Raw genomic sequence first — 17,937 nt, 5'->3', positions numbered from 1 at the left:
TTTTATTTTTCATGAAGTTATGAATTACTCAAAACCACATCACAATTTCAGTAAACCCACCGTAGCGCTAAAGCACCAGTGTGCATAAGCACTTGGCACACTTATCGTAAAACACTGAAAATCAAGGTTTACTCGCCAGCGCCGATCGTTATAATGGCGCCCGCACATGCCGGTATAGCTCAGCAGGTAGAGCAACTGACTTGTAATCAGTAGGTCCCGGGTTCGATTCCTGGTGCCGGCACCATATAAATCAAAGGCTTGCAGCGATGCAGGCCTTTGTTTTTTGTGGCTTGCGTAATATTCGACGTAATAAAACGGCAGGGCATGGCCCTACCGGTCTACGCCCCACTCCCTGGCTGACGCCTCAAAGCCGACCCACTTCCCTCGCTTATCCAGCCCCCGATCTGCCACCAGGCGAGCGGCGATCGCTTCCACATCGACCTCCCCCTTCGCCATTGCGAGCAGCAGTTCGGTAGGCAGCGGCTGGAGGTGCTCAAGCAGGTTCATGCGGGTGTTCCTTCGTGGTTTTGTTGGGGCCAGTAACGCTCTGGCGTCGACACATAGCAAGCGCCTCAGAGTCCATCGAACAAACCGCCGAGCTCCGCAGGCGTCCAGTTCATGATCACCAGCTCGCCCGTTGCATCGGCCATGCCCTGCCGCTGGTTGGTCACGCTGTAGCGGATATCGATTCGCTCCATGTGGAAGCCGGCAAACGCCTCGCGGATATCGGGGTGGTCGTTGATGCTGACCATCACCTTGCCCTTGCAGCGCCGCATGAAGTCGGCCATCGCCAGGTACTGCTCAAAGGGGAAGTCGACGCCATAGCCTTCGGTCTGCCAGTAGGGCGGGTCCATGTAGAGGAAGGTGTGCGGCCGGTCGTAGCGCTCGGCGCACTCCATCCAGGGCAGATTCTCGACATACACCCCAGCCAACCGCTGCCACGCCGCTGAAAGGTTCTCCTCGATGCGCATGATGTTGGGGGCCGGCCCGGTGGTGGCCGTGCCGAAGTTCTGCCCCGACACCTTGCCGCCGAAGGCATGGTGCTGCAGGTAGAAGAAGCGCGCAGCGCGCTGGATATCGGTGAGGGTCTCGGGGCGGGTGATCTTCTGCCACTCAAACAACTGCCGGCTGGACAGCGCCCACTTGAACTGGCGCACGAACTCCTCAACGTGGTTCTGCACCACGCGATAGAGCGACACCAGGTCGCCGTTGATATCGTTCAGCACCTCGACGGGCGCCGGCTGGGGGCGAAGGAAGAAGAGCGCGGCGCCGCCGGCGAAGACCTCGACGTAGCACTCATGAGGCGGGAACAGCGGAATGAGACGGTCGGCCAGACGGCGCTTGCCGCCCATCCAAGGGATGATAGGTTGGGTCATGTGCAAACCTTTTACTGTATGAATGAACAGTGCTAGGCTCTCGCCCGCTTCGTGCACGAGGCGGGAGCCGTGGCTGGGCTTGCAGGCGTGATCTGCGGGCTCGGCAGCCGGCCTGGTGTTGGCGCACCGGGCCGGCTGCTCCTTTCAGTGGCGCGCGGAGACTTTCCGCGCGTAGTCCTGACAGGCTTTCAGGGCGATCAATCCTTGGTCGCCGTCGTCGGTGATGCCGACAATTCGTTGAGCATGCGCTGGGTCAAGTTCGGCTCGCGCGGCGCCATGAACCACGACTCCGGTTCCGGTACCGGCTGGCACTCCGCAGAGCGCAGCTCCAGCTGCTGAGTCGACGAGGACTGACAGCCGGAGCTCAGTAGTAGCGAGGCGATCGCGCAGGCGATCAGCAGCGGTCTTTGCATCGACAGATTCCTTGTGGTGAGCGACTGAGGATTGGCGCAGCTGCTGCTCAAGCTGCAGGCGCTTGTCCTGCTCGCTGCGCAGCTGGGCCGAGGAGGCCCGGGCAATTTCGCCCAAGGTGTTGGCATGCAACAGGTCGCGCTCTGCGATCTGCCCTTCCAGCGCTAGCCCCTGCTCTGCCAGTTGCTCGCCAAGCCGCCAGCCATTGGCCAGCCAGCCGGCGCCGAACAGGGCCGCCGCGAGCAGCCCCACCGCGAGCAGGCGGAACTGGGGCGGTATCAGGCTGCTCAGTTGCATCCCAGCACCTCCCGCGCCTTGCCCCACAGGTGGCGCCGCTCGGTGATGCCGTTGGTGCCACCGTTGATGCGCTTGGTGATATCCAGGAAACGGTTACCGTCGGCCAGCACATTGAGGCCGTTGGTGAACCAGAACCAGGCGGCCGACTTCGCCGCCCACTCAGGCTGCTCCAGCAGCGCCGGCTCCCGCAGCAGGCGGTCATCACCGAACAGGCCAATGCTGCACAGCAGGTAATTGCGCCGTCCGGTGATCTGGATCAGACCGCGTCCGCGGTAAAGCTGGCCGTCACCATCTGCCTCGGGCGTATTGCCCAGGCGTTCAGCCAAGGGGCCAGTGTCGTATTTCGCCAAGTAGGCACCACCGCCCAGCTCACGAACGAACTGCAGGTGTCCGGACTCGTGGCCGATCTGCGCCAGGAAGGCAGATACCCGGCGCGGCGTGTTGATCTGGAACTCCGCCATGGCTTGGTTGATGGCGGAAACGAAAACGCCCGCTTTGGCGCGGGCGTTCGGGAGAATCTGCAGCAGCTGCTGCTCAGAAATTTGCATGGGCCCTCCGGGCATGAAAAAGCCCGCACTGGGCGGGCTTGAGAAGTAGCTCACACACCCCGATATTGATGGGGCAACGTCACATCACAACAGGGAGCTCCACAATGGAAATCGTTCAGGACATCAACCAACTGCCATATCAGGTCGCCCGCTTCAAAACCGCATGGAAGTCAATCGGAGAACAACTCGATTACTTCGTTGAGCATTGGCCGGCGATTTGCGAGAAGCACTTTGCCCAAGCAGCCTCCATTGAGAAAGCAAAGACCTCGATTTGGCAGATGGACGGGAAAGCCCTTGGCAAGCCGTTCAGCGTTCAAGCCACCCCGCTCGTGATGGGTGACGAAGAATCCCCAAAGCTCTACGCCGAACTGGTTCTCACCACACCGAACACCAAGAACGGTGAGTCGGTAGAGCTGGGCCGCCTGCTGATAGACAGGGAGTCTGAGGTGTTCAGCGCGAGCGGAGATAAGCTGCTGGGTAATCACGACGACTACGCAAGCTACAAGCTGTTCAGCAGCATCATTAACGCCGTCCTGCGCTCTTCCGCAGCCTAATCAATCGCCTTGATCGGGTTCACCTCGAAGGTGAACCCCTTCCACTGGCGCGACATATCCCCGCTGTAATCCTCGGCGAAGTCGCTCGGCTCCGGCTTGAAGCCGAACTGCACCACCAGAGCACGTGTCTCAGACCACTGCCAGACCCAGTAGAAGCCGTAATAGCGCCGCCCGGTGCGGCGGTGAGTGGCCAGCAGGAAGCGCCAGCCGCCTGCGCCTGGGTCATCCTCCACCTCAGCCTTGCCCCAGTAGCGGTAGTCGCACTCGGTAACCGGGCAGCCGAACAGCGGCGAGAAACGCGGGTTGTTCGCCGGGTTGCGGATCGCCAGCCACCAGAACATCGAGAACCAGTGAAAGGCGCCCAGCCCGAACGGGGCATTCAGGTGCCACCAGCCACGCCGATCACCAACGGCGCCGTCGCGGTCATTGCTCCAGAGCCACGCCCAGTCAGGCAGGGTGACCAGCAGCCACTCACCAGCGGCCTGACTGAAGGGCTGCGGCGGCCCCTGCACACGGCGGAACGGCAGCGCGATCGGCACCACCATCAGGCCGACCAGAATCAGCAGAACGCGCAGCGGCAGCAGGCAGACCCATTGCAGGGCCGCCCGGAATACATGGGTCAGCATCGGGTAATTCCTCGGGATCAGAAATGAAAAAGCCCCGCACGGGGCGGGGCTCTTCAGGGGTTGCGGGGCATGAGTTATGCCGCCGGCGGCAGCTCCAGGGCGGCCAGTTCCGCGCGCAAGGCGGCGGCCTGTTCGTCCAGCTGGGCCAGGCGGACACGGTCGTCATCGGTCGCGCTGCCGACCAAAATGGCGCGCAGCGGGCGGGCGCTGGCGGCGTCGATAGCGGCCAGCTCGGCCAGGATTTCAGCACGGCGCTGCATATACAGCTGCTCGGCTGTAGGCTCAGGCGCCGGCGGAACGGGAAGCTCACCTACAAAAAGCCCCCCATCCACAATTTGAACGTGCAGCCCTTCCAGCATTCCGGCCATTGCCTGCTGATACTGCGCCTCAGAAATTTCAACACCACCCGGCAATGGGTCGTGGCTGATCTGCCCATTTGCTGCATACGGCATCACTTGATCCTCATGTAATAGGTAGTGCCGATTGATTTAGGCCGGGTTTCGTTGGCTGTACGGGGCGTACCATTGACGCCATCGGTGATGGCCTCCCGAATCGGCCGGAACGGATCAATCGGGGTTTCTCCAACAGCCGACGAAGACGAACCAAAGTTTAAGCCCGCGCTCCCCCCCGCGTAGCCCTTATGCCAGTGCCCTTGGAATGCGTCGTTCAGCAATTCGCCGCTGACTACGCTCGCACGCAGAACGCGCTTTTCGGTGTTAATCAGGCTGATCGTTTGCCCATTCAACGGGCTACCTGCAAGGTTGATAACAGCCGTCGCAGCGACCAACGGCGCCGAACCGGTCACGCTCTCGCTGATCAAGACTCCGGCGTTGTAGGCATCTGAGGCGGTCAGCTTGATATAGCGATAAGCCTTGTCGGTCGGTGGCGCAGAAACACCAGCAATGTGCGTAAACACAGGAACCGGAACACCGAGAGGCTGGCCCTCCCATGGGTCTATATCCTGGGTACTTGTCTGCGAGAAATGCACCACCATCACGACATTTGCAGCAGGAACCCCGCCACTTCCCCCGATGTAGGCCAGCGGGATGCTGCGATAGCCGTCGATATCAGTCGGAGCCCCTGTCACTTTGAAGCGGTGACCGAGCGCCGCGTTGTCGCGCTGCTGTAGGTAGAGGGTGTCACCGGCCCTCGCAGTGGCAAGCACCATTGAGTAGTCGAGAGCTTCATCGCTCACCTCTGCCAACAACAGCTGTGTAGCCAAAGCAGGATCGACATTGTTCAGAGCAACCTTCCCAACCCCCGGATCACCGGCGGTGGCAGAGCTCCACTTCCAAAGACCGAAGCCGGTACCGGCCCCGCCGCGATGCCGGCGCAGCGCCTTCAGAAGCTGAGTGCTGTCCTCCGGGTCCAACACAATCCCGGCTTGCTCAACCAGACCGGCCACCTCCTCCTGCAACGCATTGAACCACTCAGCCTGCAGCCGGGTGGCGAGGATGGCGTTGGCTGGATCGCCATTGCGAAAGCCATGCTTGCCGGGGCCGAACAGGTCCTGGGCAGCGGTGGGTGTACTGATTCGACGCATCAGGCATCTCCATAAGCAAAGTGAAGGGTGGTGTGAGCCGGTGCCTGCTTGCTGACCACGCACTCCACGGTGGTGTCACCCCAGGCGGAAAGCGCCTCGTCGCAGTCCGACTCGGCCTCCATGTCGCGGCGGCGCTCGCCGCCGGGCAGGTTGAGGATCCAGACAGAGCTCCACGGGTCCGGGTCTAAGCCGGAATCGCAGGCGCTCTCGCAAGTCATCGGGCGGAACTCGGTGATGGTCGCGCCTGGGTAGCCCAAGCCCTCAGCCACGCCGATGTAGTAGCTGCGGCTCATGCCTCCCTGCGCCAGGAACTTGGCCACCACGGCTGCCCGGCGCTCCGCGAGGGCGGCACCGGGAAGGGTGCATTCATCCGGCAGGCCGAGCACTGCCTCCCAGCGAGCCAACAGCTCATAGGTGGTGCGCGGATCGCTCTCGCGCAGCAGCTCATCCGCCCGACCATGCACGCCGGCCAGACCTACGCCACCAGCGCCCAGCAACTGCTCGTGGAAAGGGTCGAGGTCTGCCTCCCAGGCAGGGCCGGGCGGCAGCAGGGCCTGCAGCTGCCGGCCATAGTCATCTGCGCTTATAGCCATGTGATCACCCCCATGACAGGGAAGTGGCCAACGGCAAGCACCAGATCCGACGCCGGTACCGCCAGCACGTGGTTGGTTTCGCCGGCGGCCAGGCTGATGGCCTCGGTCATGCGGCTGCGCAGCAGCGTGCCGCCCGGCTCGCCCTCACGGCGCAGCAGATCGGCCAGCTGGCTCTGCACCTGCGCCCGCACTTCCGGGGTATCCGGCGTCAGGTCGATGCCGAAGGCAATCGGTTCAGCAACTGGTGCTAACACGAACACGGCGGTAGTTACCGGACAGCGGGCTTCGATGTAGGCCTGAACAGCCGCAATAACCTGCGGGGTAGGTATCGGATCAGCCAGGCGATCGCAGACAATACGCACCACCACCGTGTTCGGGCCCTGCTCCTGCGGATAAACCCAAGCGCGCGTGACTGACGGGTGGGCGGCCAGCGCCCAAGACTCGTAGTCTGCCCGACTGCCGCCCTGCGGCGGCTGGCTGAGGCGGCGCAGCACCTTGGCCCGCAGTCCCTCGATATCTTCCTGCTCGGCACCGCCGGCAACGCCGCCCACCGGCACTGCCGTCTGCGACTGCACACCAGCAATTGGTGAGATCAGCGTCAGCAGCTCGCTCTCGGCCAGGTTGCCGGCACTGCCTGCTTGCTCGCAGACGATCTCGACCAATTTGGGGCTGACATCGATCACCACGCTGGCGACCGGCTTGTAGAGCAGCCCGGCCTGGCTCTGCCAGCGAGCCGAGAGCGGGATGCTTGCCCCGACACTACCGACCACCGGAACACTGCCACTCGCCGCCTCGGCCGGCGCGTACCACTCGCCGAGCATGTTGCCCCAGCGCTCGACGCTCTCCTGATCGCCCAGGTCGGGCAGGTACTGCCGGGCCTGCCAGTCCAAGTAGCCATAGAGCCCGTTGATGCCCTCGCCCAGCACCCGGGCATAGACCTCGGCATCCGAACGCCGTAGCTCATCGGCCTCGCCGAGGCGGGTGAGCAGGTCGGTGCGCAGGCGGTTGATCAGTGCCGGCAGCGCCGGCCGGGAGAATTGCGACTCAGCCACGGATGGCACCCCAGATGTCAGCGAAGCGAATGTCCAGACGCGCCCCGCTGGGCTCGTCCACCAGAATGCGCATGTCCAGCCGGTCGACGCCGTTGCGCGTGGCTTCCACCTGGATGCGCTCGGCCACCTTGTCCACCACCATCCACTCCAGAGCCTCCTTGGCCAGGTCGCGAGCCTTGGCTACCGTGCTGGCGGTCAGGGTCTCGCGGGCCAGCAGCCACAGCCGCGAGCCCCAGCGGTCACCCGTTACTGGCGAGTAGGTGTCCCCCCAAAAGCCCATGCGCGGGCTCTCCGGAGTTGGCAGCTCATCGCCCTCACGGGCTCTGGACCAAGTGAACAGGCTGCTGATCACCGCACGGGCCAGCCGGCTCTCGCGCTCACCTGTCGCCACGCGACCGGCACCGTCGAGGATCAGCGGAAAATCGAAACTCATACGACCTCCAGCGTCTGGCCACCGCCCGGCAGGTGGTGGTTATGGGTGTCATCGATGCGCTTGCCGTTGGCCGTTACGGTGCCGGTGAAGCTGGTGTTGCCGATCACCTCCACATCGGCCTGCAGGATGACCTTGGCCGTGGTCACCTTGACCTCGGTGGCAGCCAGTACCTCGACCTTGCCACCGTTGCGCAGCACCACCCGGGTGCCTTCATGGTTGAACAAGGCCACCTCGCCGGGCTGCAGATCGCCGGGCCGGTAGCGGCGGTCGGTCTGCACCAGGGCCACGCCATGCGTGCGGTGCCCACCGAGGAAGGCGATCAGCCCTTCCGCACCCGGCAAGGCAACACCAGTGAGACCGTAGGGCTCGAAAAGCTCCACCCCTTCCTTGGCCTCGCCTTCCAGCAATGCCACCTGCAGGCTCTGCAACTTGCCCTGCCGGGGCACCGCCGTGAGCACCGCGCGGGCCAGCAGGTTGCCCAGCCCGCGTGCCACACCTGCCAGCGCTTTTCTCATCACTTGAACTCCACCAGGGTTTCACCTTCGCCCACCGAGAAGCCTTTACTGCCGGCCTTTTTCTTGCCCTGCGCCTTGGGTACCTCGGGCAGCAGCTCGAAGGCCGCCACCGGCGCCACCGTCAGCGTGGCAGTGGTGCCCGTCTCTCCCTGCAGGTACTCCACCTCGGCTATGAGCATTTCCATGTCGAAGCCGATGATCGGGTCACGCACATGCACCCGCATGTTGGGCAGCCAGAGTTGGCCGCTAAGCTGCCGCCAGCCCTGCACCACATAGGTGGTCTGGTAGCTCTTGCCTGCACGACACGCGGCCTCCCAGCGCACGCGATCACGGTAGGCGGCCAGGTCGCCCTGGCCGTCGGCGCGCAGATCGAGAATGCGGCGGCGGCGGATGCCGGAGTCACCGACCGTGGCCAGTTGACCCGCCACGGCGGCGCCGTAGTCGTTGTCATTGCCGGCGCGCTGCCCACGGCAGCGGTACTCGGAATAGCGCTCCTTGAAGTCCAGCCCGGCCGAGGCCGAGAGCACATTCACGCCCACCTCCAGCGCCGTGTCGGCCTGCAGCAGGCCGGCCCGGGTCAGCACCTGGTTGCCGTCGGCATCGTCCGTGGCCAGCAGCGCCTTCTGCGTGAGCAAACGATCGATGCTCTCGAACACCGACTCACCGGGATCTATCTGGTGCTCGAGCACCGCGCCGGTGGCGACCGCCGCCAGCACCTTGATGTTGTAGGGCTCGGCCAACGCCCGGGCGATCAGCTCGACGCTGACACCGCGCCACTGCCCGGGCGAATGCACCGCGGAACAGTCGACCAGGTCAGCCGTCCTGCTGCGGCCATTGACCCCCACCGTCACCTGCTGGCCGTCGTAGCTGATCGGCGTGGCATCGATGTAGCCAGTCAGCACCTTGTCGTTGCCGAGCCAGAGCTCGCAGAGGTCACCCGGCGCCACGCGCCGGGCCACACTGCTGCCGGGCCAGCGGTCGGTCACTTCCAGCGAGAAGTCCCGCGCCTGCCGTTCGATGCCGGCCGTCACGCGCACCTCTTTCCAGCCCTCGTGGCCGGCGCCATTGACCCGCAGCTGCACTCGCTCTTTGGTCATGCCGAGAGCACCTTCAAAGGATCGGGTGGAACAAAGGATGGATGCCGCAGGCCATTGCGGGCGACCAGCTCATCGCTGCGACTGGCATCGCCATACAGGTCATATGCCAGCACGGCGGCCGGCAGCGTGGCCCGCGGCGTATAGGTACGCAGCCGGGAGGCGGTGGCAGACTCGGCCAGCACATAGCGGCTGACACCAGAGCGCAGATCAGCCAGCGCCTCGAAACTGGCCTGCGGCAGCCCAGGCCGCTCGACCTCACGGTCGATCACGGCGGTGAGTTGCCCACGCCAGGCCTCCAGGTCATCGAACACCGGGGACTCGACCGCGACGATCTGCTGCGCCGCCTGGGCAATGCTCGCCGAGGTCACCAGATCGAGCAGGGCCTGGCTGTTGGCCACCGACTGCTGCCGACCCACGCCCGCAGCAGCGCTGGGTGTGACTGGGCGCGGCGTGGTGCTGTACAGCCGGGACGCCTGCAGACCGGAAAGCCCGGTACCGCCCTGGAACATGCCCAGCAGGGCAGAAGCAAGACCACCCGCATTGCCCAGTAGATCGCTCCACTGGGCCGTTTCCACTCGGCGGTAGATGGTTTGCGCGGAGCTGACGATGCGGCCGATATCGGTGACCGCTTCGGTACTGACCCACTCGGGCAAGCCATCCACCTGGAACACATCCGTGAAGCGCGCCGTGGATACCTGCTGCAGGCGATCCGCGAGGGACAGCACCTGCAGCGATGGAACCTCCTGCGCACTGGGGTACTGATTCTCGCCGGCCTCGGTGAAGCTGAGGCTGATCTGGCACAGCCCGCCATCCTCCATGGAGTGGCGCACCCGACACGCCGGGTTGGCGACTACCTGCAGGCGCCCGTAGAAGGGGTGCACCAGCTCGCCTGGGCCCTCTGCGCGCAACGCCTTGAGCAGCTCATCGAGCCGTGCCAGGTAATCCTTCCCGACCAGCCTGGCCTCGATATCGATGGACTCGGTACTGCGCCCCATGTCCTCGACATAGCCCTGGTCGCGCTTGGGGTATTCGTGCAGCTGGTTGCGCCGGCCGATGCCGGAAACATCGTCGGCCAGGTATTCAAACGCCACGCCCCGGAACGAGGCAGGCTGCAGTCTGTCGCGCCAGGTCATGGGGACTCCGGAAACAAGAAGCCCCGCCGGAGCGGGGCTGGATCATGGCATCGCCAGAGAGCGATACCCCACATCGGCCTCCATGGCCACGCCGGGCTGGTTCGTCTTGCCGGCCTCGACCTTCACTCCGGGCGGAGTGTTCTCGAACTTCACCACCATCTGGCCGTTGAGGTTCTGCCGGTTGGCGCCGATCAGGGCTCCACGAGGCGCTGCCGCAGGCGCACCATCCTCACCGCCGGTTACCAGATTGATGCCATCCTTCATGAATCCGCCAATCTGGCCGGTGGCATTACCGAGAAAGTCGCCGATGCCACCGAAGATTTGCGAAACCCCAGTGCCTAGCCACTCGAACAAGCCCATCAACCCCTTGAGCATGGTGGCGTACCAGTCATAGAGCCCCTGCCCGATGGCCTTGAAGCCGTCGAAAGCCCTGCCGAAGTCCCCGGTCAGAATCCCGGCGATGGCCTCATAGGCGCCGCTGAAGATGGTCTTGATGCTGCCCCATAGCTCTGCGAACCAGGGGCCGACAGTTTCCCAGTTGGCGTAAATGGCACCAGCCGCGAGCGCAATCGCAGCGATGGCCAAGCCGACCGGCCCAGCCGCAATGACCAGCCCCTTGAGGCCAGCCCCCATCAAGGCGAACAGCGGCGGCAGCGCTGTGCCAAGCGTCAACAACGCGCTGCCCAGCGTGAGGAACGAGGCCAGCACCTGGACGCCGAAGATCACGCCGATGGCGATGCCGATGGTTTTCAACCCGCCCAGCGCGCTGACCACATCCTTGACGCCACTGGCGAACCCCTTGATATCACTCCAGGCGCCGGCCCAGTCCACGTCCGTGAACCATGACTTCAGTTCCTTGAAGGCCGCCACCAGTTCGTTGGAGATGGTGGTGGCCAGAGCCTGCAGCGAACCATCCGCCTCCATGCGCTTCATGGTATCCAGCACGCCAACCAGCTGCCCCTTCATGAACTCGAAGATGCCGGCATCACCCACCATCTTCCAGAAGCGGGTGACGCCATCGAGCATGTTCGACCAGAGGCCGTCCCAGGTGGTGGCCAGCTTGGCCCCGGCGCCGGCATAGCGGCTGTTCCACAGGCCGGTGACCATGGCCTGAATCTGCGCCCGCGAATTCTTGTCCGCCGACGCGACCATCTTCTGGCCGTTCTCTTCCCAGCGATAGACGAGCTTGTCGCCCTCGGTGCGGAAGGTCATACCGAACTCTTTCATGCGCTCGGTTTCGCCGGTCATGGCATCGGCCAGCGCTTCCACCGCCTGCTCCAGCGGCTTGCCCATGGCTGCGGCCGCATCGCCAGCGGCCATCAACGCGCCGGACTGCGGGTCGATGCCGTATGCCTTGAGCTTGACGAACGCATCCGTGACCTGAGCCAGCTCATACGGCGTATCCGCCGCGAACTTCGACACCCAGTCCATGGAAGCCTTAGCCTTTGCCGCGCTGCCCTCGACCGTCTCCAGAATGGTCTGGAAACGCTCGAACTGGGCAGATGTGCCGATGATCTTGCTGCCGATGGCGCCCAGGCTACCGAGCCCAGCCGCCCCAAACAGGGCGCCCAACGGGGCGATGATGCCGGTAACATCAGAGGTGAGCTGCCGGCTGGAGTTGCCCAGGTTGGTGAAGGCTCGATTGAACGGCTTGAACGCCCGCTCGATCTTCTTCATGGGAGCGGTTACCCGGTCGATGACCGAGAGCACCGCCGTATAGGATGACTTAGCCATTCATGGCCTCCGCTTCTTCTGTTGCGATCCGCTGGGCCTGCCGGTACCAGAGCTGCAGCTCAGAGACAGGCAAGCCCAGCACGACCGCCGGCGAGGTATGAAAGAACCGAGCGACTTCGAAGCAAACCTCGATCAGCCGTTCACTTCCTCCTCCACCTCGCTCGGGAGCAAAAAAGGGAGCAGCTTGGCGAAGAAGGCCTTGCGATCCCCCGGCGCCATGCTTTCAGCCGCCGAGCGCGGCACCTTGGCCAGGCGCACCACGTAGTTGACGGTGACCTCCGGCAATTCGCGAAAGCCGCCACCGGCCATGTGGAAATAGGGCTCGCCAAGCTGCACCACCAGTTGCCCGGTGGGCTCGCTGAAGTGCAGCTCTTCGATGTCGCGCCCATGCGCATTGATGGGCTTTTTCAGCTTGATACTCAGATCCATTTGCCGTCCTTCCCTTCAAACTTGAGATTCATCTTGCCCTCGGCAGCATCCAGCTCCTTGGCACCCGCGACCCAGGCCTGTGAGAGCACGCCGGTCATGCCATTGGCCAGCTCGGCGGTGACGACCATGTCATCGGCCTCGCTGAGCTTGGTCATGGGGAAGCCCTTGGGCACGAACACTTCGATGTCGATGAAGGGAACCCGCGGCGTTTCCTTGTAGCCGGCCACGCCGGAGAGGCCGGAAAGCCCCTCCTTCTCGCTGAGGTCCAAGGAGCAGGTGAGCTTGCCAGCCAGCTCCAGCTGGTCGCCGTCGACACTGATGAAGCAGGTGCCTGCGATTCGGTTTTTCATTGGGGGCTCCCGTTATCAGTAGTTGAGGCGGAACTGGTTGAGCACCGCGAAGATGCGCAGTTGGTTCACCAGGTCCGGCGGATACAGCACGTTGACGCGGTCCGGGTTGGTCTCGTCGATCTCGACGACCAGGTTGGCCGCGAACAGATCGGAACGCTCGGTGATGCCGAGCTTCTCCAGCGCCACGTAGTCAGCCACCAGTTGCGCCTTGATCATGCTCGGCGTGGCCACGCCCTCCGGCACTCGCTGGCCGTCCGAGCGCAGGGCATGCCGCCCGAAGCGGCTGGTCACGCCTGTGCGCAGGTAGCGCATCACGTAGGCCAGCTGGTGGATGTTCTCGCTGTTGAGGTAGCTGGTGTCGGGGCTGCCCCAGGCGTTCTTCTGGTACGTGGTGATGGAGCGCTCGATGCGCACCACGCCATCCTTGCCGTGGTAGTGGGTGGCGATACCACTGGAGAGCAGGGTCTGCTTCTCGGTGATGGTGTGCCGCTTGTTGGTCGGCGGCGCCAGGACATTGAGGATTTCGCCGGTCTGGGTCGGGCGCGCCACATGCGCCGACAGCAGCGCCGCCTCGCGGGCGACACGGGCAGCGATGTACTCGAAGTCGCAGGCGCCGATGCTCGGCTCCAGGCCGAAGACCGTTGCGTGCTGGTCGTTGCGCGTCACCCCGAAGGCCTGCAGGCCGCCGAGGCTGTCGCGCTTGGCGCTGTAGACGTGGCCGTAGATCTGCCGCGCCCAGCTCCAGCGACCGGCGATATCGTTCATCTCGGCCTTGAGCGCATCCAGGCTGGCGGAATCCGCGAAGGGCGTGCCGATGAAGTCGTACTCATTGTCACCCAGGTTGGCGATCACCCCGGCCAGATCCGGCGCACCGGCCCCGGCAGTCGCCGTAACCACAGCGCCGGCTGTGATGCCGGCCGGCAGCTGCTCGCCGCCGATCACGCCGCGACGGTTGAGGCTGATGGCAATGCCATTGCCGGCCTCGCCCTTGAACTTGGCGGTGATGGTCAGCACGCCAGCTGCTGCCGCGGCAGTGACCGGCAGACGGGTGTTGGCAGTGATTGCCGCCGCCAGGGCCGTGGCCACCTGTGCGGCGGTATCGCCGGAGGCGATCGCCACAGGCAGACGGGTGAGGCCGATATAGATCGCCGCGACCTTGGCCTCGGCCGCCACGCCGGTGAAGGTGATGGTCTGCACCGCAGCCACACCTGCAGCCGGCTCCGCCAGCGGCGCACACCACAGCTCGGTGAACAGGTTGCCTGCGCGGAACTGCTCGACCATGGCCGCCAGCATCGAGTCCTGGCCGAACATGGCGCGGGCCTGGTCGGCGCTCGAACAGAGCACCGGCACGTTCGCCTCAGCCGGGCCATCGGACTTGAGACCGAGCAGCAGGGCACGCATGTCCGGGTTGAAGCTGTTGGCCTTGCTGTTGTCCAGCTCGACGTAGAAGAACGGGACGCGAAGCCCCGAGGGAATTTGGGAGAAGGTCATGCTGCTCATTTGGCGCTCGTCCTCGGCTTCTGCTGCTTGGGTTTAATTTCGGTCACGTCCCCGTCCTGCAGACGGCGGAACCAGTACTGGCTCGGCTCCACCAGGCACCCGTCTTGGGGCAAAGGCAGGCCGGTGGCCGGGTCGGTCACGACGCGGCCAGGTTGTGGCTTGAGGTGCATGGCTACTCCAGGGGGATATCCGCGCCCGCCTCCGCACGACCATCGGGGCCGGCGGTACGCGGGTTGGGTTGAGCGGGGTCGTAGTTCTGGCCCGGCACGTTGTTCGGGTCGAACATGGGGTCAATCACATCGGCGCGCACATGGATACTGGCCAGCCGCGGTAGGGCCTCCTTCATGCCGGGCTGGGCGGTGTCCTCGACATCGAGCTCAGTCTCGGCCGCGAACTCCAGCTGGTAGTAGAGCCTGGCGCCGTCCATTAACAGGCCCTGCCCGCCCTCGTAGATCAGCCCGTCGTACTCCGGTCCGGGCGGCCAGAGCAGCAGCGAGCGCCACAGCTCAGCACGCAGGCTATGCACGGTGGTTACGGCAGCTTGGCCGCGGCGGTCGGCGCTGTTGTCCAGCACCATGACTACTGCCACTCGATCTGTGAGCGCCTGGCGGTAGCGGTTCTGGCTCTCCTGCTCCCCCGCCCGGTCATCCATGGGGATGACGAAGGCAGCCGGCAGGGCGACCTTGGCGTTCTGCGGCAGCGCCGCGAACTCGGCCGCACCGGCAACCCGCTGAGCGAAGCTCGGGCAGGTGGCGCGGATCCGCTCGATCACGTTGTCCAGGTTCATCGTTTCACCTTGATCGAAGTAGCCATGGCCCTGGACAACTGCCGGTTGAATCGCGCCCGGTAGCGCCGCATGGCCATGGTCGTTGCGTTCTTACGCTTGGCCATAGTCGCGGTGCCATACACCAGGAAGGCCGGATAGAACGGGCTTTTGAGCCCCTTCTTGGTCGAGGGGCCTATCCAGGCGGCCAAGTCGTTCTGACTGCGCCGAGCCAGCACGCTCTCGGCCAGCTTGCCGGTACGCTTGGCCGGGAGGTCGCCGGGCGAGGAGGCCTGGTAAGCGCTGCCCCCCTGGAGCGGGTACTGTCGACCGCCACCGCCGGCACCCAGCAGCGCCTGAATTTCCTGCGCTACGTCCTCGGAGGTGTCCACCACAATGCGGCGGATTGCGTCGAGGTCGAAACGCCAACCCAAGTAGCCAGTGACGGCAACGCGAACGAAGGGATGCCGAGTCGCGCTCATCGCTGCAGCTCCTCGCAGTCCATAAGCGTCCAGCGACCCCGTTCCTCCCAGTCGCTGACACGGCGTATGCGAAAGCGACGGGCGCCCTTGGTGATCTCGTGATCCGCTGTGATGCCTGGCCGATAGCGGATCACGATCCGATGGGTAATGGCGTCACCAACCTGGCGGCTACCAATCCAAGTTGCGCCACCCACCGGGAACAACCCAGCCCACACCGATGCCGACTGAACATGGGTCTGATCGAGGCCGGTGAAGGCATCGGGTACGTCCTGGCGCAGGGCAATGGCCACCCTGTGCCGGAGCTGGCCGGCGCGGTATCCAGATGCTGCAGCCATGTCAGAACCTCGGCGGGACGGTTATCTCGGCAAGTAGCGAGTCGGTGAAGCCGGAAGGCAGCTCAGCCAGGATGGTGCCGACCACCAGGGTCTCGCGGAACTCAAAGGCGGTGGCCGCATTCATCAGCAGCCACGAACGCACCCCCGGGTAGGCATCCGGGTCGAACCCCGCCTTGTAGCGAACACGAAGCACACCAGCAGGACGGCCTTGCGGAAAATGCAGGAAGCTCTCCCGCTGGCCACGCTGGAGGTACAGAGGGGCGCTCAGCAGCTCAGTACTGCCGTCTGCCAGCACGCGGTGGACTGATACCACCTCGCCAGCCTGGCCGACATCGAGCGCCGCGCCGGATGCTCGCCCCTCAGCCCAGTCCTCTTCATACTCGGCCGCACGAATCGCGGCACCGGTGCGCTGTTCGGCCTGAGCCGTGACTCCCGGGATGATGATCTGCTCGATCAACTCCGGCTGCAGATCATCCGGCTCGACACGGCACTGGCGCGCCACATCAGCCAGGGTGATCACAGGATCACCGATGTACGCGATGCGTCTGGCCATAGTCAGGGCTTCTCGTCGGCGTCTTCGCTCTGCGTATCAGCAGCGCTGTCTGCAGCCTGCTGTGCAGCGGGTTGAGATTGTTGTTGGGCAGCTTGCTGGCGGGTGGCCGCCTTGCCCTTGCCGGCCAGTTCGGCCACACCGGCCTCGACCAGTTGCTCAGCCTTGTCGGCGGGGAAACCAGCCAGCTCAGACGGGCCGTAGCCGTTCCACGGCTTGGTGAATTTCACGATAGTGGGCTTGCTCATTTCATCACCTGCGATCAGGAGTCAGGGAATGCCCCGCCTTGCGGCGGGGCGTTCAATTACATGCCGGCGCCCCAGGTGACGGCGGTACCCACAGCGACAGACTCAACATGGCGCGGACCGAAGTCGTGCTTGCTGATCACGCGGATCAGGGTCTGGTCGCGCTGGAAGGCGCTGATCATGTCGCCGTTGCCGTCCTTGTAGGTGGCCTCGGTGCTGATGGCGATCGCCAGGGCCTCGTCCTCACCGATGTAGCAGTCGGCGAAGTTGACGAAGTAGATCTCGGATTCATTGCCACCGGCACCGAGGTTGGTCGGGATCTGCGTGGTGAGGGCGAACTTGTAGCCCTTGAGCAGGCCGGCATCGATCTCCGGGTAGGCCTTGTTGCCGTTGCCATCGCGCAGCGACTGCAGCCAGCGGATGGTGCGCGGGTGCATGATCCAGCCGCAGGCAGCCAGGTCGACGTTGGCCACTTCCAGGCGAAGCATCAGGCCACCCAGGAAGGTGTCGATATCGGCCAAGGTGACGCCAGCAGGCTGCGGCACGATGTTGCCGGCGGGCGCCCAGTAACGCAGGCCCTTGGGCAGCACGCCAACGCCGGAGCCGCGGATGAAATGCAGGTCCTCAGACAGCGCCATGCTGGTGGCCAGGTCGGAACTGACCTGCTGATCCACACGCGGGCTGACGCCAGCAACCGCCAGCAGATCGTTGGAGATCGGCACGATGGCCGCGGCCTTCTTGGCCGACAGCTTCAGGTCACCGAAGGTCATGCCGGTCAGGGAGATATCCGTCTCGGTACCGATATAGCTGACCGAGGTATTGCCGGTGATGCGCGGGATGGTCAGGTTGCCATTGTTCAGCGGCAGGCTGACGGCACCCATGCGGCGAACCACCGACTTCGGACGCAGCGATTCGATCACGCCGCCGCTGAAGTTGGTCGGTACCAGAACACCACCTGCGCCCGGAGTGACGGTCGACAGTGCCATCTGCACGTCGGAGTTGAAGCCCTGCTCCTTGGCCATCTCGGCGGCCTGGTGCTGGTTGCCGCCAGCTTGAACGATCAGGCGAACCATCTGCGCCATGGCCACCTTCGGGTCGGTGTCCTTGTGCAGCTGACTGACCACGGCGGGCGGACCCGCGATGCCTTGAGCGCCTTCGCTGACCGGTACGGCAGCGGCCGCACTGGCCCGCTCGGCAATTTCCGCACGGCTGATCTTGTCGGTCAGCGCATTGATCTGACTTTCCAGGCTGGTGAATTGGGACAGCTGTTCGGCAGTCAGGCTACCGCCATCGGCCTCGATCTTGGCCAGCGCCTGCAGCTGGTCATTGAGCTTGGCGCGTTCGCTACGCATTTGAAGTACAAGGGACATA

25 protein-coding genes and 1 tRNA gene are annotated in these 17,937 nt (G+C 64.3%); 2 read left to right on the top strand and 24 right to left on the bottom strand.

Annotated elements, in window-relative coordinates:
- Positions 1–168 precede the first annotated feature (168 nt).
- Positions 169–244, top strand: a tRNA-Thr gene (locus CK486_RS08700).
- Between the two features lie 86 nt (positions 245–330).
- Here the strand turns inward: CK486_RS08700 and CK486_RS18070 are convergent.
- The 4 genes from CK486_RS18070 to CK486_RS08685 form a co-directional block, all read right to left on the bottom strand.
- Complete coding sequence (locus tag CK486_RS18070) at positions 331–507, bottom strand: hypothetical protein (RefSeq protein WP_176481676.1); 177 nt, start codon at positions 505–507, stop codon at positions 331–333.
- 65 nt (positions 508–572) lie between these two features.
- The gene (locus tag CK486_RS08695; RefSeq protein WP_095939896.1) at positions 573–1,376 is read right to left on the bottom strand and encodes a DNA adenine methylase; all 804 of its coding nucleotides are present in this window, start codon (positions 1,374–1,376) and stop codon (positions 573–575) included.
- A 144-nt stretch (positions 1,377–1,520) separates the two neighbouring features.
- Positions 1,521–2,084, bottom strand: coding sequence for a lysis system i-spanin subunit Rz (locus CK486_RS08690; RefSeq protein WP_095939895.1), 564 nt, complete (start codon positions 2,082–2,084; stop codon positions 1,521–1,523).
- Positions 2,075–2,632: a glycoside hydrolase family 19 protein gene (locus CK486_RS08685; RefSeq protein ID WP_095939894.1), complete on the bottom strand. Its 558-nt coding sequence runs from the start codon at positions 2,630–2,632 to the stop codon at positions 2,075–2,077. Before CK486_RS08685 ends, CK486_RS08690 begins: the two co-directional genes overlap by 10 nt.
- Before the next feature lie 104 nt (positions 2,633–2,736).
- On the opposite strand from CK486_RS08685, the gene CK486_RS08680 reads away from it, so the two are divergent.
- The gene (locus tag CK486_RS08680; protein ID WP_095939893.1) at positions 2,737–3,186 is read left to right on the top strand and encodes a hypothetical protein; all 450 of its coding nucleotides are present in this window, start codon (positions 2,737–2,739) and stop codon (positions 3,184–3,186) included.
- On the opposite strand, the gene CK486_RS08675 is transcribed toward CK486_RS08680, so the two are convergent.
- The 20 genes from CK486_RS08675 to CK486_RS08580 form a co-directional block, all read right to left on the bottom strand.
- Positions 3,183–3,812 carry a hypothetical protein gene (locus tag CK486_RS08675; protein ID WP_095939892.1) on the bottom strand — a complete coding sequence of 210 codons (630 nt, stop codon included), beginning with the start codon at positions 3,810–3,812 and terminating at the stop codon, positions 3,183–3,185. The genes CK486_RS08680 and CK486_RS08675 overlap by 4 nt on opposite strands.
- Before the next feature lie 74 nt (positions 3,813–3,886).
- On the bottom strand, positions 3,887–4,264 hold the full coding sequence (locus tag CK486_RS08670; protein ID WP_095939891.1) for a hypothetical protein: 378 nt from the start codon (positions 4,262–4,264) through the stop codon (positions 3,887–3,889).
- Positions 4,264–5,355, bottom strand: a complete 1,092-nt coding sequence (locus CK486_RS08665) for a hypothetical protein (RefSeq protein ID WP_095939890.1) — start codon at positions 5,353–5,355, stop codon at positions 4,264–4,266. The genes CK486_RS08670 and CK486_RS08665 overlap by 1 nt, the downstream gene beginning before the upstream one ends.
- The gene (locus CK486_RS08660; RefSeq protein ID WP_095939889.1) at positions 5,355–5,948 is read right to left on the bottom strand and encodes a YmfQ family protein; all 594 of its coding nucleotides are present in this window, start codon (positions 5,946–5,948) and stop codon (positions 5,355–5,357) included. Before CK486_RS08660 ends, CK486_RS08665 begins: the two co-directional genes overlap by 1 nt.
- Complete coding sequence (locus CK486_RS08655) at positions 5,939–7,000, bottom strand: baseplate J/gp47 family protein (RefSeq protein WP_095939888.1); 1,062 nt, start codon at positions 6,998–7,000, stop codon at positions 5,939–5,941. The genes CK486_RS08660 and CK486_RS08655 overlap by 10 nt, the downstream gene beginning before the upstream one ends.
- The gene (locus tag CK486_RS08650; RefSeq protein ID WP_095939887.1) at positions 6,993–7,433 is read right to left on the bottom strand and encodes a phage GP46 family protein; all 441 of its coding nucleotides are present in this window, start codon (positions 7,431–7,433) and stop codon (positions 6,993–6,995) included. The genes CK486_RS08655 and CK486_RS08650 overlap by 8 nt, the downstream gene beginning before the upstream one ends.
- Positions 7,430–7,948 (bottom strand): phage baseplate assembly protein V, encoded by a 519-nt coding sequence (locus CK486_RS08645; protein ID WP_095939886.1) that lies wholly within the window; start codon positions 7,946–7,948, stop codon positions 7,430–7,432. Before CK486_RS08645 ends, CK486_RS08650 begins: the two co-directional genes overlap by 4 nt.
- On the bottom strand, positions 7,948–9,045 hold the full coding sequence (locus CK486_RS08640) for a phage baseplate assembly protein (protein ID WP_095939885.1): 1,098 nt from the start codon (positions 9,043–9,045) through the stop codon (positions 7,948–7,950). The genes CK486_RS08645 and CK486_RS08640 overlap by 1 nt, the downstream gene beginning before the upstream one ends.
- Complete coding sequence (locus tag CK486_RS08635) at positions 9,042–10,178, bottom strand: DNA circularization protein (RefSeq protein WP_095939884.1); 1,137 nt, start codon at positions 10,176–10,178, stop codon at positions 9,042–9,044. Before CK486_RS08635 ends, CK486_RS08640 begins: the two co-directional genes overlap by 4 nt.
- A gap of 42 nt (positions 10,179–10,220) precedes the next feature.
- On the bottom strand, positions 10,221–11,912 hold the full coding sequence (locus CK486_RS08630; protein ID WP_141248893.1) for a tape measure protein: 1,692 nt from the start codon (positions 11,910–11,912) through the stop codon (positions 10,221–10,223).
- A gap of 132 nt (positions 11,913–12,044) precedes the next feature.
- Positions 12,045–12,341, bottom strand: coding sequence for a phage tail assembly protein (locus CK486_RS08625; protein ID WP_095939882.1), 297 nt, complete (start codon positions 12,339–12,341; stop codon positions 12,045–12,047).
- Positions 12,332–12,691, bottom strand: a complete 360-nt coding sequence (locus CK486_RS08620; RefSeq protein WP_095939881.1) for a phage tail tube protein — start codon at positions 12,689–12,691, stop codon at positions 12,332–12,334. The genes CK486_RS08625 and CK486_RS08620 overlap by 10 nt, the downstream gene beginning before the upstream one ends.
- 15 nt (positions 12,692–12,706) lie before the next feature.
- Positions 12,707–14,182: a phage tail sheath subtilisin-like domain-containing protein gene (locus CK486_RS08615; RefSeq protein ID WP_218192096.1), complete on the bottom strand. Its 1,476-nt coding sequence runs from the start codon at positions 14,180–14,182 to the stop codon at positions 12,707–12,709.
- Between the two features lie 5 nt (positions 14,183–14,187).
- Positions 14,188–14,361 carry a DUF2635 domain-containing protein gene (locus tag CK486_RS08610; RefSeq protein ID WP_095939879.1) on the bottom strand — a complete coding sequence of 58 codons (174 nt, stop codon included), beginning with the start codon at positions 14,359–14,361 and terminating at the stop codon, positions 14,188–14,190.
- A gap of 2 nt (positions 14,362–14,363) precedes the next feature.
- Positions 14,364–14,978: a hypothetical protein gene (locus CK486_RS08605; protein WP_176481675.1), complete on the bottom strand. Its 615-nt coding sequence runs from the start codon at positions 14,976–14,978 to the stop codon at positions 14,364–14,366.
- Positions 14,975–15,436 (bottom strand): hypothetical protein, encoded by a 462-nt coding sequence (locus CK486_RS08600; protein WP_095939878.1) that lies wholly within the window; start codon positions 15,434–15,436, stop codon positions 14,975–14,977. The genes CK486_RS08605 and CK486_RS08600 overlap by 4 nt, the downstream gene beginning before the upstream one ends.
- Positions 15,433–15,771, bottom strand: a complete 339-nt coding sequence (locus CK486_RS08595) for a phage head closure protein (protein WP_095939877.1) — start codon at positions 15,769–15,771, stop codon at positions 15,433–15,435. The genes CK486_RS08600 and CK486_RS08595 overlap by 4 nt, the downstream gene beginning before the upstream one ends.
- A gap of 1 nt (position 15,772) precedes the next feature.
- Positions 15,773–16,324, bottom strand: a complete 552-nt coding sequence (locus tag CK486_RS08590) for a hypothetical protein (RefSeq protein ID WP_095939876.1) — start codon at positions 16,322–16,324, stop codon at positions 15,773–15,775.
- Between the two features lie 2 nt (positions 16,325–16,326).
- Positions 16,327–16,569, bottom strand: coding sequence for a hypothetical protein (locus CK486_RS08585; RefSeq protein WP_095939875.1), 243 nt, complete (start codon positions 16,567–16,569; stop codon positions 16,327–16,329).
- Positions 16,570–16,625: 56 nt separating this feature from the next.
- Positions 16,626–17,936, bottom strand: coding sequence for a phage major capsid protein (locus tag CK486_RS08580; RefSeq protein WP_095939874.1), 1,311 nt, complete (start codon positions 17,934–17,936; stop codon positions 16,626–16,628).
- Position 17,937: the final 1 nt, after the last annotated feature.

Origin of the sequence: Pseudomonas sp. HAR-UPW-AIA-41 (genome assembly GCF_002304225.1) — a bacterium.
In the GTDB taxonomy this organism is placed as follows: domain Bacteria; phylum Pseudomonadota; class Gammaproteobacteria; order Pseudomonadales; family Pseudomonadaceae; genus Aquipseudomonas.
This window is presented reverse-complemented; position numbering and strand designations above follow the sequence as displayed.

Coding starts and splice junctions, on each gene's coding strand:
- CK486_RS08585 (WP_095939875.1), bottom strand. CDS start 16,569: ATGAGCAAGCCCACTATCGTGAAATTCACCAAGCCGTGGAACGGCTAC.
- CK486_RS08680 (WP_095939893.1), top strand. CDS start 2,737: ATGGAAATCGTTCAGGACATCAACCAACTGCCATATCAGGTCGCCCGC.
- CK486_RS08625 (WP_095939882.1), bottom strand. CDS start 12,341: ATGGATCTGAGTATCAAGCTGAAAAAGCCCATCAATGCGCATGGGCGC.
- CK486_RS08610 (WP_095939879.1), bottom strand. CDS start 14,361: ATGCACCTCAAGCCACAACCTGGCCGCGTCGTGACCGACCCGGCCACC.
- CK486_RS08590 (WP_095939876.1), bottom strand. CDS start 16,324: ATGGCCAGACGCATCGCGTACATCGGTGATCCTGTGATCACCCTGGCT.
- CK486_RS08615 (WP_218192096.1), bottom strand. CDS start 14,182: ATGACCTTCTCCCAAATTCCCTCGGGGCTTCGCGTCCCGTTCTTCTAC.
- CK486_RS08675 (WP_095939892.1), bottom strand. CDS start 3,812: ATGCTGACCCATGTATTCCGGGCGGCCCTGCAATGGGTCTGCCTGCTG.
- CK486_RS18070 (WP_176481676.1), bottom strand. CDS start 507: ATGAACCTGCTTGAGCACCTCCAGCCGCTGCCTACCGAACTGCTGCTC.
- CK486_RS08690 (WP_095939895.1), bottom strand. CDS start 2,084: ATGCAACTGAGCAGCCTGATACCGCCCCAGTTCCGCCTGCTCGCGGTG.
- CK486_RS08685 (WP_095939894.1), bottom strand. CDS start 2,632: ATGCAAATTTCTGAGCAGCAGCTGCTGCAGATTCTCCCGAACGCCCGC.
- CK486_RS08660 (WP_095939889.1), bottom strand. CDS start 5,948: ATGGCTATAAGCGCAGATGACTATGGCCGGCAGCTGCAGGCCCTGCTG.
- CK486_RS08595 (WP_095939877.1), bottom strand. CDS start 15,771: ATGGCTGCAGCATCTGGATACCGCGCCGGCCAGCTCCGGCACAGGGTG.
- CK486_RS08650 (WP_095939887.1), bottom strand. CDS start 7,433: ATGAGTTTCGATTTTCCGCTGATCCTCGACGGTGCCGGTCGCGTGGCG.
- CK486_RS08665 (WP_095939890.1), bottom strand. CDS start 5,355: ATGCGTCGAATCAGTACACCCACCGCTGCCCAGGACCTGTTCGGCCCC.
- CK486_RS08640 (WP_095939885.1), bottom strand. CDS start 9,045: ATGACCAAAGAGCGAGTGCAGCTGCGGGTCAATGGCGCCGGCCACGAG.
- CK486_RS08620 (WP_095939881.1), bottom strand. CDS start 12,691: ATGAAAAACCGAATCGCAGGCACCTGCTTCATCAGTGTCGACGGCGAC.
- CK486_RS08630 (WP_141248893.1), bottom strand. CDS start 11,912: ATGGCTAAGTCATCCTATACGGCGGTGCTCTCGGTCATCGACCGGGTA.
- CK486_RS08645 (WP_095939886.1), bottom strand. CDS start 7,948: ATGAGAAAAGCGCTGGCAGGTGTGGCACGCGGGCTGGGCAACCTGCTG.
- CK486_RS08670 (WP_095939891.1), bottom strand. CDS start 4,264: ATGCCGTATGCAGCAAATGGGCAGATCAGCCACGACCCATTGCCGGGT.
- CK486_RS08600 (WP_095939878.1), bottom strand. CDS start 15,436: ATGAGCGCGACTCGGCATCCCTTCGTTCGCGTTGCCGTCACTGGCTAC.
- CK486_RS08605 (WP_176481675.1), bottom strand. CDS start 14,978: ATGAACCTGGACAACGTGATCGAGCGGATCCGCGCCACCTGCCCGAGC.
- CK486_RS08580 (WP_095939874.1), bottom strand. CDS start 17,936: ATGTCCCTTGTACTTCAAATGCGTAGCGAACGCGCCAAGCTCAATGAC.
- CK486_RS08635 (WP_095939884.1), bottom strand. CDS start 10,178: ATGACCTGGCGCGACAGACTGCAGCCTGCCTCGTTCCGGGGCGTGGCG.
- CK486_RS08695 (WP_095939896.1), bottom strand. CDS start 1,376: ATGACCCAACCTATCATCCCTTGGATGGGCGGCAAGCGCCGTCTGGCC.